The following is a 12,217-nucleotide window of genomic DNA, read 5'->3' as shown; positions in this document are numbered from 1 at the left end:
GCCCGCAGCTGATCAGCAGGTGACTCTTGCCTGTTCCAGGTGGGCCGATAACGGACAGATTCTGTTGCGCTCGAATCCATTCCAGACTCGACAGGTAGTCGAACGTGGCCTGGGTGATCGACGATCCGGTGACGTCGAATCCGTCGAGGGTCTTGGTGACCGGGAACGCTGCGGTCTTGAGGCGGTTGGCGGTGTTGGAGGCATCGCGGGCGGCGATTTCAGCGTCGACCAACGTTCGCAGGATCTCCTCCGGGGTCCAGCGTTGGGTCTTGGCCACCTGCAGCACTTCGGCGGCGTTGCGGCGTACGGTGGCCAGCTTCAACCGCCGCAGTGCGGCGTCCAGATCGGCCGCCAACGGCGCCACTGAAGGCGGTGGCACCGGTTCGACGGTGGTCATGACGCGGTCCCATTGGTGGAGGTGCCGCCGATCTTGTAGGCCTCCAAGGACCGGATCTCAGCGGTGGGCAGATCGAGCACCAGGGCGTCCCCGGCGGGGCGGGGTTGTGGGGTGCCGGCGCCGGCATCGAGGATGGAACGCACGTCGGCGGCGCGGAACCGTCGAAACGCCACCGCCCGGCGCAGGGCGTCGACCAACGCCTGATCGCCGTGGGCAGCGCTGAGCCCGAGCAGGGTGTCGAGTTCTGATTTCAGGCGGGTGTTACCGATGGCGGCAGCACCCACCAGAAACTGTTCGGCGTCGGCGCCGAGTGCGCAGAACTGTTTCTCTGCTGGGGTTTTCGGTCGCGGCCCGCGCGAGGGCGCCGGGCGTCGTCCGTCGTAGTGCTCATCGAGGATCGAGGTCTCACCGGGGCCGATGAGTTCGTGCTCGGCCACGATCACCCCGGTTGCCGGCTCCAGAATGAGCAAGGCGCCGTGATCCACGACGACGGCCACCGTGGCCCCGACGAGTCGTTGGGGCACCGAGTAGCGGGCCGAGCCGTACCGGATGCACGACAGGCTGTCGACCTTGCGGCGCACCGACCCTGCCCCGATCTCGAGTCGCAACGAGGGCAACGCCGTCAACACGGTGCGTTCCTCGACGAGCCGCTGGGCGGGCACCGCGCAGATCTCCGAATGAACCGCAGCATTGACCTCGGCGCACCACAGCTCGGCGTGGGCGTTGAGAGCCCGCAGATCGAGGTGTTCATCGCCCAGCGCCGCTTCGGTCAGCAGTGGGACAGCCAGGTCGTCCTGGGCGTAGCCACACAGGTTCTCCACGATGCCCTTCGATTGCGGGTCGGCGCCGTGACAGAAGTCCGGCACGAACCCATAATGGGAGGCGAACCGGACGTAATCCGGTGTCGGGACAACGATATTGGCGACGACACCACCTTTGAGGCAGCCCATCCGGTCGGCGAGAATTTTGGCGGGGACACCGCCGATCGCCTCGAGGGCTTCGGCGATCATCGCCAACGTGGTGGACGCTTTCTGATCGGCGGCGAACCGCACGAACCGCCACCGCGAGTAGGCCAGGACTGCGCAAAACACCATCAATCCTGGCGCGGCTTCGGCCCAGTCCATCACCAGATAATCACCCGGCGACCACACCGCCGGACGCCGCTGATGCTTGTTCTGTTTGCGCCACAACACTTTCTGCTCCGCTACCAACCGGCGGAAGTTTCGTGCTGAGCCGTCATAACCGGCCGCGCGGGCCACCGGTAACAGCCGTTTGGCCGAGATCTTGCCGTTGGACTTGTTTACCCGTGCGGCGACCAGGTCGGTGAAGGCGTCGAGGTTGCGTGGCCGTGGCTCCCGCGGCGGCTGCCCGCCGGCCTCGGCCCGCTCGATGACCCGTTTGACGGTCTTGTGGGTGGTGCCGCACAGCTCGGCCGCGCCGCGATAGGTGCCGACCTGGTGATACGCCGAAATGATGTTCATACGCTCCCTTGCAGACTTCAATAGAGCTCCCTGGGCGGTGGAGATGACAGTTGGCGCTATCACCGTCACCGCCCAGGCCCTCAGCTCCCGGAAAAGACACGACGAGCCCGCAAAGGAGTGGGGACTTTTACCTGGCCACCAGTGGGTACTTCCTACTGGCCACAGATGGGGACTTTCTCATGGCCACGGACACTCGTTGGGGGTAGCTGTACTCATATAGGTACTGGCGTAGTGCGGTGGAGACCGCATGGGCGACGTTTTTGGGCATCGTCGATTCTTCAATAGCAGAGAGTGATTCATTGATGTGCTCTGAGGTGAAGCGTCTAGCGCCGGGTTCGAGAGCTCGATGGAGTGATTCGACGGCTGTGGCCAAAGAGAGGGCATCTGCTTCGACGGTGGGGAACTCGTTTCGAACAACGGCGGCCAGAATCTGGGGGACGGGTGTCAATCGATGGTGTAGTTCGAGCCATCGGGGGAGAAACTCTGGGTGAACCTGCGGGCGGGTGAAGAACAGCTCGCCCGCGGATTCCGCGCCGGAGGGATCGATCTGGTAGCCGTGCACCGAGCACCACGTGTCGGCCCAAACATCGAGTGATCGCGTTACGCATGGTTTGCCGGAGAGGAGGGTCATCAGATCGGCGAGCGGTTGGGCCACCCGGACGGTGATGTCCCGCAGGCTCCATCCGTGGATCAGTTCAATCTCGAGCTGGCAGGTGGTGGTGACGTGGAGCCCGCGCAGGTTGGGTCGATTGGTTACCGCCGAAGGCGAAAGGGTGAGATACCCAGCTCCGTTGGGGAGTTCGACATCTTGAGATTTGTTCCTCAGGTTCATATGCCAGTCGAGCTTGAGATTGTCCCCGGGGTGAACGGTGATGGATAAGGGTGAAATCTGTGCCCACTCTGTAAGGTTGGTAACTTCGGGACGGGCGCCGTAGAGCGGTGTATTGGGATCAGGAAGATGGTTTCCAACGACGCACCATGTGGCGCGTAGCGTCTGTCGGGAGGTCCCACGACCCCGTTGGGCGAGGAATGGTCCGCCAATCTGATTATGGGCCGCCGTGTAGGCATCCCAGAGCGTTACCTTTAAGGGCCGAAGGGGGATCGATCCCAGAATCGCCATATCATCGGGTTCGTCGACGATTTTGACTGTCGAGCTACCGGGACCGGTCTTTTCGATTGTGAACATTGGTGTCAGCTCTGGGCTGACCTGAAGCTGGACGTCGGGACCGTCGATTTCGAGAATGCCTGGGACAGTTGAATCTTCAGACGATGGTACCCAGAACTGGCCTAGCGTTTGGCTTGTTGTAGAAGGAAAATCGCCGGTGCGCACGGAACTCCTCTTTCTCCCGCCTGCCTTCACAAGTTCAACAGATGCTCTCTGCGAGCTCGCTGCGTATGAGCACCGCAGGTATCAGTCGTACCGGTACTCGGGTTCCGGATCGTGGTCTAGTTCTTGGCTTCGCCAGGATGGGCGCCAGTATCTGTCGGCTTCGTCGGTGCGTTGTTGTCGTAGCGCGGCATGGCGGTCGATGTCGCGTTGTCGTTCAAAGGCTTTGAGCTCTGCTTCGCGGATCGCTTCGTCGAGCCGTGTCGATCCTTCGGCCGGGGTGATCAAGGGTATGCCGAGTGTGCGTGCTGTGGTGTGCCGGGAGTCGGAGGCCTCTGGTGTTGTGGTGACCATCCATTTGACGGTCTTGGTGATGTTGACGGCGAGCTTGGCGCCGTAGGATTCGGCGTGCTTGCGTAGGTCGGTGACGTCGCTGTGGTCGCCGACAATGGCGATGCGCAGCCCGCGAAGGTAGCGCGCTTCGGCAGGGGGAGCGGGTTCAGCGCATTCTTGGATGATGGCGTCGAAGCGTTCGGCGAGATCGGGCAGGCCGAGTGCATCAGCCAGGAGATACATCTCGCGACGCTGCACCGGCGCGAGCAGGTGCCAGTCCGTGTCCTCAGCGGTGGGAAATGCTGCTTGCCAGGCGGTTTGGTGCAGGCGTCTGAGTTGCGGGCCAGTGAGTCCCGTGCGGCGTGCCTGGCGGGTGAGGGTGTCGGCTTCCTCGTAGGTGAGGCGTCCGTCGTCGCAGGCCTCGGTCAACAGAGCTGTGTACTTCTCGGCTTCGGCGGGGTCACCGCGCCGCGGGCGGGGGGACTGTGGGAAGGAGTCGAGCAGTTCGGCGACTGAGCTGCGCGTGAGTGGTACGGGTCGGCAGCTGACGGGGCATTCATCGAACACCTGGGCGTCTGCGGCTGACGGTGCTTGGGTGAGGTACAGCGGTTGAGGCGTATTGCGCGTCATCCACAGCAGGACTTCGCGGACCGCGCGCGCGTCACCGAGCGCGGTGTGCTTTTGGTCGGACCAGACGCCGGTGGCGGTCTTGTACATCGAGGTCAGACTGAATGCGCGGCCTTCGAGTTGTCGGCGTGAGGTCTGCAGTGTGCACAGGCTGACGATCGAGGGCAGTTTCCGCTTGGCACGTCGTGCCGCGGCGGCCAGGAAGCCTTCTTCGAATTCGCAGTTGTGGGCGACCAGGACAGTGCCTGCCAAAAAGGCCAAGGCCTCATCGAGCACCTGATCGATGGAGGGGGCGCCGACCAGATCGGCGTCCTCGATGCCGTGGATGGCACGCGCTTCCGCGTGAGAGCCGGGGTTGTTGACGAGAGTGGCGAACTCGTCGAGGACGGTGCCGTCTGCGGTGAACTTGACCAGGCCGATCTCGACGATCCGGTCGGTGGCAGGGTCGAGGCCGGTGGTTTCCAGATCGATCGAGGTGAAAGTAGCTAGGCTCGCTGGGTATTCGGTGGGTTTGCGGGTGAGGTGGGCGCGCAGGAAAGTCGTGCTGGTCGACGGGCGCTGGGCAGGGCGGGCCGTGTGGACGGCATGGCGTGGGGCTGTCAGTGCCGGTGTCTTCGGTGTGGGCGGCGCGGTGGTGTTGCGCGCAGGGGAGGGCGGCGGCGTCGTTTGTCGCGTGAGGGTAGGGGAGGCTGTGATTGCCTGTCTGATGGGTGTGGATGCCTGCGCGCGGGAAGTCTGTAACTGCCAAAGCAGTCCGTGGGCGCTGCTGAAGTCGAGGGTGCCGTAGCACATGATGGGGAGGACGCGGTTGTTCTTGAAGCGGCGATCGGGGCCGCCTTTGACGTTGACGTATTGCCACGTTTGACCGACCTGGACAGAGTCGCGGGGTGTGCTGCCGTCTTCGATGAAACGGGTGTCTCCGGCGTGGATGTTGAGATGGGTGTAGGCGAGGTCGCTGAACCGATTGCCGTCGCGTACCAGGACACGGTCAGGCAGGAAGTACAGGCCCGCTTTGCCTGCCGTGATCGACGGAACGGCGATGTTCGTCGACAACACCGTGGGTCCAGTGATGCCGGCTGAGGCGGTGACTCGCTGGAGTACGCGGCTGGCACCGGAGTTGGTCTTGAACTGATGGGTGGTCGCGACCGCGCCGGATTGCAGTACGCGCCATACCTGTTGTGAGCCGCTCAACCATCCCCACGTGTGCACGAGAGTGTCGAACCAGGTGAAGTGCTCGTCTTCGACGTCGTAGAACAGCACCACGGTCTTGCGGGCACGATCGTTGAGCACGAGCCATGCACAGACCGGTGCCATCACCGCCCAGACGATGAGACCCCACGGCAGGGACAGCAGACCCAGGATGACTGCGGCGCCGGAAACCCACCATCCCCATGCGGTGCGCGTGGCTGCGGTGTTGAGTTGGTCCACGATGTCGCCGGCGCCGGTCGGTGCCAGCTCCATCGCGGTGGCGCCCGTGACGTCTTCCATGAGAATGCCGCTGGGATGAAATGCCTGCGGTGATGGAGAGTGCGCCCGCCGACTGGTGGGGGAGGTGGGCTGGTCGAGGGTGGCGCGGTAGTACACGCCGCCGCGCCCCATGTGGACGTAGTTGCCGCGTGGTCCGGTGCCGATCCGGAAACCGGGGACACCGACGCTGACGCCGACACCGGACTTGCTGAGATTGAAGCGGAACGGTCCAGCCTTCAAACTCTTGCGGACATAGAAGCTCATGAAAATCCCCCGACACAGTGACCCGGTGAGGATCGTGCCACAGCCCGCCGCGGAGCGCAGAAGAATTGAATGGAATGTAGAAAGGTTTGCTCAGGCAGGGTGAGCTATCGATCGTCCCGTCGACGCGGGTGATTGGCATGGCGTCGCACCGCTGGCGCGCCGGAGCGGTGGGTTCGGACAGTTTGGCGGGCTCTGCGGGTCGCCGACCCTGATATCTGAATCTGCATGCGCTGCGATTCGTCGTGGGTAAGCTGCCCGCATGCCGCTGGGGAACGGTGAAGTATTTGCCGAGTACACGATCGTGCGTCAGTTGGGGTCCGGGGGAATGGGCGAGGTCTATCTCGCTGAGCATCCACGCCTGCCGCGCCGCGATGCGCTCAAACTCCTACCTCAGGCTTTCACTGCTGACAGTAGCTATCGCGCACGGTTTCACCGAGAGGCCGACCTCGCGTCAACCTTGTGGCATCCCCACATCGTCGGTGTGCACGACCGCGGCGAAACCGACGGCCAATTGTGGATCGCGATGGATTTCGTCGATGGCGTCGACGCGGCACAACTACTCGCAGACCGCTACCCGAACGGAATGCCGGCCGACCTCGTGGTCCGCATCGTCTCGGCCGTCGCGTCGGCACTCGACTACGCCCATAAGAAAGGCCTGCTGCACCGCGACGTCAAACCGGCCAACATCATGCTGACGCACCTCGATGATGATGACGGCGAACAACGAATACTGCTGGCAGACTTCGGAATAGCACGCGACATCGGCGAAGTCAGCGGCATCACCACCACCAACATGACCGTCGGCACCGTCGCATACGCCTCACCCGAGCAGCTCATGGGCGAAGACCTCGACGGGCGCTCCGACCAGTACGCCCTGGCTGCCACCGCTTATCACCTCCTCACCGGCAGCACCGTCTTCCCGCATTCGCTGCCCGCCGTCGTGATCAGCCGCCACCTCAACACTGCACCGCCGCCCCTGTCGGCGATACGACCCGATCTATCGGACCTCGACCACGCCCTCGCCGCGGCGCTGAACAAGAACCCCGGCGACCGCTACGGACGATGCCAAGAGTTGGCCCGCGCCCTTGCGGACCCCGTCGGCGCGGCCATACCGGCCGCGATCGCACCGACCACTCCCGCTGTTGCAGTGGCGCCGAGACCGGAACCGACACAACCCCGACCCGTGGCAGCCAAGCAGTCGAGCACCCCGGCTGCACAAACCAGCGCACCGCCAGCATGGCCTCGGTGGTACATCCCCGCGGCGGCGGTAATCGTAATCGCCTTCACCGCAGCTGGACTCGCAGTGTGGCAACCCTGGCGGCAGGACAGTACAGCCACAGAGACGACCACGACGCCGCAGGCACTCGAACCCGCGGCGAGGTCTGCCTCGGCACCTCCACCGCCACCGGCGCCGCCGCCACCCCCTCCGACGTTCCCCGCGTCATCGATCGACTCCGTGTTGCTCTCCCCACAACAAATCAATGACGAACTCGGAACGTACGCCACCTATTCGGGCCAAACACCCCCTGCACCCATGATGGCCCTGGTGGATTCGTCGTATGGCATGTCCGACAACTCCGCGCTCGTCACCCCACAGTCCTGTGTGGGGGTAGTCTTCGGCGCCGAACACAGGGTCTACGCCGATACGGGCTTCGAGGAGATGCGCGATCAGACCTTCCGGCCCGAAACCTATGTCGTCGATCGAACGATCACCCCACCATGGATTGTCGAACAGACCGTCACGGTGTATTTGACAGTGCAGGAAGCGCAAGCTGTTCTCGGTGCCTCGCAGCAGCAATGGCAGTCGTGCGCTTCGGATACCGTGACCGAGGATGTGCCGCCGGAGAACAACCGCGCATTCGAGCTAGGAACGGTGCAACGCAACGGCGACCTCATGACCGTCGCAATGGCGTCCAACAACCACAACGGGGCACAGGCGTGCCAACAAGCCCTCGGGGTTCGAGAGAACGTTGTCGTCGGCACTAGAACCTGCAACAACATCGAGGATTCCGCGGCGACCCAATACAACGGCGCAGACTGGCCAGTCAACCCCAATTGGGCCACCGACGATGCGCGGCGGCTGGCGCAGGTAATGCTCGACAAGGTGACACTGTGACCAGATCCTCGATGGATCCGTATACATGGCAGTGCCTGCTTTGGGTCGGAGCCTGCCTAAGGCGCCGAAAGCGTGATGCTCAAACACTTTTCCGCGATCGTCTGTGGGGGAACCAAGCTCTCATCGAGACGCGTACGACTGCCCGGCTTGTTACCGCACGCCGCTGTTCAGAGATCTGCTCGCAAACAGCGAAGAAGCTTTCCGTCGGCTATCGCTCATCCGTCTGCGTTGACCTTGGCGCCGCATGCGTCGGTCGACCAGAATGACGGGATGTTTCTCATCGCCCTTCACAAGGACGTTGTGCCGTATGGCGATCCGACGGAGACCATCTCGTGGGGCTACACCGTGTGCGACTCCATTGATGAAGGACGGACGATGGATCGCGCACACTCGCATCCAACAGGCGATGGGATGGTCGGTCGATGACGCCGGCTACTTCGTCGGAGCAGCCGCACGTATCTACTGCCACTGGAACATTCCTTCCGGAATGCTTGACTGACCGCCGATTGGTGGAACCACTCCTAAACGAGTTACTCGTTCGCCGCTGCTACGCGGCGTCGGCCGACGAAAGGTACCGACATGTCCGTCACTTCGAAGATCCGCAGGCGATGGAAGGTGGCTGTCACCGGAGTAGTACTGGCCGCAGCGGAGGCCTTCTTCATAAATAAGGTTAGTTCAGACGACTCCGCATGGTGGTGGTGGGTACTTCTCGTCGTCACGCTCGTCGGCATTGCCGGATGCACGGTCTGGGCATTTGCACCGTTGGAAGAACCGGCTGCCAGTCAAGGCGGTAATTCGTTAGACGGCACTATTAAGGAGGCCACTGGAATGAACCAGCAGTCAGCCGGCCCCAACGGGACGAACGTGAATGTGAAAGCCGATCGTGGATCTTTCGCTGCGAACCGAGTTGATCGAATCGGCAAGCTGACTCTCGGTGCACAACCGCCGGGAGAGGATCGCGAGTGTGATCGTCGACCATGAACGAACCCTCTTCAGCCGAAGGCGAGCCGCCAGAGGTATCGAAGCCGTCTGAGGTATCGGTAACGGCGACAGACAACTCTGTTGCTATCGCGAATGTGGGCGCGATCGAGAACCTGCATTTGAATGCCCAGAGCGTGCAGCTGCATGTTCAGTCGACAAACGACCGGCCACCAAGCGCGGTTCCGAATGCGGTCAATACTGCTGATGCGGTACTTCTTGGACCACTCGCCTTCACCGAAGCTCAAGCACTGCTTGATGCAGCGAAGGAACTGGTTGCTGACGAACCCTCAGCTGCCCTTGAGCTCTATCGTGAAGTACAGAATCGACTGCGGACTGCCGGATTTCCGGGCCATGCAGCCGAATTCGATCACAGAGTCGCCGCTCTGTGCGTACGTACTGGAGAGGAAGACACGGCACTACGCCTGGTGATGGATGCGCTGTGGGCAGCCGAAACTGCTGGCGACTCAAGGCGGGCCGGCCGAGTACTCGGCATGGTGAAAGATCTTGCAGGCTTGCCCGACTTCGGGCCCACCGGTTCGCAACAGCCTCGCACACCAGCCCTCGGGGCAGCCGTCGGGCTTACACAGTTCGTCTCCGAACACATGAACGCAACAGTGCCAGAGCCAATCGAACTGCCCAGTGCCGTAGCGCTAGTCAACGTTCGTGATCGCGCTCGCGCCATACTGTTCGCAGCCGAGCGCGCACTAGGCAACGACGACCTAAGCTGGCTAGCCGATAATCGGGGGCAGATCTCGACCGCTGCGAGCGAAATTGCGAGCAGTGACATTGACGTCGCGGTGCGACTGCGATTGGCCCTTGCCGATTCAACCGGCGAGTGGGCAGACCTGCTCACAACACCCACCGGTGTACGGCGAGACCTCAAAGCCTTGATCCTCGCGCGGCATGCCCGCCATCAGCTCAATCAGGCCGCCCCCATCGAAGCCGACGCTACGTGGCATGAGGCCGTCGGTGTAGCCTGCCTCGCAGAGCGACACATCGATGCCGCAGACTGGCTCTACAGCCAGCGCTTCGTATCAAACCGATACGTCGGCCCGCTGGAAGATACATGGCATCTCGTGGCGCAAGCGTTGTCAGATTTACAGTCGAAGCCCCGGATTATCCCCGCCGCGAATGAGGTTCGCGAACGCGCATTGTCTGCGCTGCATCACAACAACCACCCAGTCGCCGCAATCAATCTACGACGCTTTCTCCTCGAGGCAATTCGATCCGCATCCTTTCATGATGAGCGGGAGGCACGTTCGCTTCTTGGCGAGATCTATTGTGACACAGGCCAACCAGTCCTCGCCGCCACTTATGCCATCGGGGCCGGCGACTACAAGCAGGCGCAGAAGATTGCCGAAGAATTCGGCGACGAGTACCACGATGTCACCGAGTTGATGCAGAGCCGCCTATCTTGGGAGGCAGCATCCGCGTTGCAGTTCGCCAAAGTTCAAGCCGACCTAGTGCCCGATGACGAGCTTGACACGGTGGTCGAGCTTGCGCTGAAGGCCATCCACGACGTCAACGCGGGAACTCGCCTCGACTCTCCGGTGCTAAGTCCTCAGATGCACTTGTCGGCCTACGGCCTCCTCGCAGCTTTGGCCCCTCGACTCTCAGACACCCACGCAGCCGCCGTACTGGACCTGCTGGCCGACTCAGTTGCGGTCAAAAAACACCACTATCGAAGAACAGACGACAGCCACGTAAAGATCGCAGCAAGCATTACTAGAACGAAAACGGGTGAGCTTGGAGCCCGTGCACTGGAACAACTTATTGGTTTGTATGAACGAGGAGCCCATCCGTTCGGTGATAGCGCACGCGACACCCTGGTTGCCAACCTCGACCAGATTTCCGACAGGTTGCAGCAGATTGCAAATGACGGCAATCACGAAGCAGCGGCACTGCTCGCCTTGAAAAGACCACAGCAGGTCTCGATCCAAGCCGCTGAAGCTGCTGCCCGGAACCTCCTTAAGCCAACAACGAACCAGCCAAGTAGATTTGGGATAGGTACAAACGCAATCAGCGACTCGATACTCGCCGCCACGTTACCTGCCAAAGAGCGCGTCGCCTGCATCGAAATGCTTTTGTCAAATGCAGGATCACTCTGGGAGCCGTCATCAAATCGGGACGACTATCTATTAGCCGCCAGCAACCTGGTCGACGACTTGGACGAAGATATCCGTCGCGGTTACTTCGAAAGAGCCATGGGTTTTGCGAGCGACCCGCCTCCCTCAAACGCCGACGCCGTAAACCAATCGATGAGCAGTCCGCTGGGAACGATACGGGTTAACGATGGAAGTGACAGCAGGCCAGCCGCAACGTACCTAGCTGGGAGGCTGGCGAATTCTGACGGCGAGAAGCAGGCGGTGCGCGACCTGGCGCTGAGTCTCATTGGCGTTGGTACGGACGACGACTGGAGAATCACCAAGGCTCTCCAGCTTGTCCAAGCCGAACTTGGAGACAGTATTGGTCTTCTCGCGCATGGGAGTTGGACGCTGCGCAGTCTTGCAGCCATCTTGTGGGCTGAGTCCACGACGATGCCAGACACGCTAGGAATCGCGTTGAGTCGGGACTCCGATGTTCGGGTGAGGAGGGCTATGGCGCGTGCCGTCGTAAGAGCAGATCACCGCCAACAATCGGAAGTCCGAAAGCTATTGCTGAGGGACCCCCGTTGGCCCGTCCGCTCAATCCTGCGCAGGACCGACGATCCCGACGTGTAATGCAGTAGACCCACCGCACGACTTGCGTCCGGTGTCTCATTTTCTGGGCGACAACCCCCTTGCCGGGCCGGTGGGTCGACGGCCTTCTCGATCGACTCCGGGTATATCCGTTGGTAAATGGGGTGGCGGGCGAGCGGTGGCGCTACAGGGGGGACTGTGGGTGGACGGAAGGGCATCGAGCGGTAGACCGGTGGCCGGTGAGGGCGGAGAGGGGCCAGCACCGGATGGGCGAGAGCCTCAGCGGCTGTGAAGCATAGGTCTGGCGAGTCCCCGTTTCTGAGTCCACCCGTTCTTGGAGTCGGGTTGGTGTGATCCAGTTTCAGTTGGTGCTGCAGGCCACCGGGGTGTGGCTGAGGGGGACCCGTTTGGTGGTCCAGTTGATCTGTCCCCGCTGTTTCGAGCCGCGGTCATGCGAGTTGAGGGATCGAATAGGTGGATGTCCAGAGCGTTTCGAACTCTGTCGGGCTGATGTTACCGAGGTAGCTGTGGCGGCGTTCGACGTTG

Annotated in this window: 8 protein-coding genes and 1 pseudogene; 5 read left to right on the top strand and 4 right to left on the bottom strand. The window is 62.1% G+C overall.

What is annotated here, in order from left to right:
• The 4 genes and pseudogenes from WBB07_RS27605 to WBB07_RS27590 all read right to left on the bottom strand — a co-directional run.
• On the bottom strand, positions 1 to 397 hold a 397-nt coding region (locus WBB07_RS27605; protein ID WP_526312609.1), incomplete at its 3' end, for an ATP-binding protein.
• A pseudogene (gene istA / locus WBB07_RS27600) lies at positions 394 to 1,899 on the bottom strand (IS21 family transposase). The pseudogene istA and the gene WBB07_RS27605, both read right to left, overlap by 4 nt.
• A gap of 106 nt (positions 1,900 to 2,005) precedes the next feature.
• Positions 2,006 to 3,208 carry an ApeA N-terminal domain 1-containing protein gene (locus tag WBB07_RS27595; protein ID WP_526312607.1) on the bottom strand — a complete coding sequence of 401 codons (1,203 nt, stop codon included), beginning with the start codon at positions 3,206 to 3,208 and terminating at the stop codon, positions 2,006 to 2,008.
• 81 nt (positions 3,209 to 3,289) lie between these two features.
• Positions 3,290 to 5,896 carry a 3'-5' exonuclease gene (locus tag WBB07_RS27590; protein ID WP_526312605.1) on the bottom strand — a complete coding sequence of 869 codons (2,607 nt, stop codon included), beginning with the start codon at positions 5,894 to 5,896 and terminating at the stop codon, positions 3,290 to 3,292.
• Positions 5,897 to 6,155: 259 nt separating this feature from the next.
• Here WBB07_RS27590 and WBB07_RS27585 point away from each other — a divergent pair, with 259 nt between their 5' ends.
• The 5 genes from WBB07_RS27585 (at position 6,156) to WBB07_RS27565 (ending at position 11,713) form a co-directional block, all read left to right on the top strand.
• Positions 6,156 to 8,012: a serine/threonine-protein kinase gene (locus WBB07_RS27585; protein ID WP_526312603.1), complete on the top strand. Its 1,857-nt coding sequence runs from the start codon at positions 6,156 to 6,158 to the stop codon at positions 8,010 to 8,012.
• Between the two features lie 75 nt (positions 8,013 to 8,087).
• Entirely contained in the window at positions 8,088 to 8,438 is a 351-nt protein-coding gene (locus WBB07_RS27580) for a DUF732 domain-containing protein (protein WP_526312611.1), read from the top strand.
• The gene (locus tag WBB07_RS27575) at positions 8,374 to 8,511 is read left to right on the top strand and encodes a DUF732 domain-containing protein (RefSeq protein WP_526312613.1); all 138 of its coding nucleotides are present in this window, start codon (positions 8,374 to 8,376) and stop codon (positions 8,509 to 8,511) included. Before WBB07_RS27580 ends, WBB07_RS27575 begins: the two co-directional genes overlap by 65 nt.
• Before the next feature lie 80 nt (positions 8,512 to 8,591).
• On the top strand, positions 8,592 to 8,993 hold the full coding sequence (locus WBB07_RS27570; protein ID WP_526312602.1) for a hypothetical protein: 402 nt from the start codon (positions 8,592 to 8,594) through the stop codon (positions 8,991 to 8,993).
• On the top strand, positions 8,990 to 11,713 hold the full coding sequence (locus tag WBB07_RS27565; protein WP_526312600.1) for an ATP-binding protein: 2,724 nt from the start codon (positions 8,990 to 8,992) through the stop codon (positions 11,711 to 11,713). The genes WBB07_RS27570 and WBB07_RS27565 overlap by 4 nt, the downstream gene beginning before the upstream one ends.
• Positions 11,714 to 12,217: the final 504 nt, after the last annotated feature.

The sequence above is a fragment of the Mycobacterium sp. genome (assembly GCF_049647605.1).
Classification (GTDB): Bacteria; Actinomycetota; Actinomycetes; order Mycobacteriales; family Mycobacteriaceae; genus Mycobacterium.
The sequence above is the reverse complement of the archived record's forward strand: the minus strand, read 5'-3'. Positions and strand labels throughout refer to the sequence as shown.

Excerpts from the sequence above, each read along its gene's own strand:
- WBB07_RS27590 (WP_526312605.1), bottom strand. The coding sequence starts at position 5,896 with ATGAGCTTCTATGTCCGCAAGAGTTTGAAGGCTGGACCGTTCCGCTTC.
- WBB07_RS27585 (WP_526312603.1), top strand. The coding sequence starts at position 6,156 with ATGCCGCTGGGGAACGGTGAAGTATTTGCCGAGTACACGATCGTGCGT.
- WBB07_RS27580 (WP_526312611.1), top strand. The coding sequence starts at position 8,088 with ATGCTCAAACACTTTTCCGCGATCGTCTGTGGGGGAACCAAGCTCTCA.
- WBB07_RS27575 (WP_526312613.1), top strand. The coding sequence starts at position 8,374 with ATGAAGGACGGACGATGGATCGCGCACACTCGCATCCAACAGGCGATG.
- WBB07_RS27570 (WP_526312602.1), top strand. The coding sequence starts at position 8,592 with ATGTCCGTCACTTCGAAGATCCGCAGGCGATGGAAGGTGGCTGTCACC.
- WBB07_RS27565 (WP_526312600.1), top strand. The coding sequence starts at position 8,990 with ATGAACGAACCCTCTTCAGCCGAAGGCGAGCCGCCAGAGGTATCGAAG.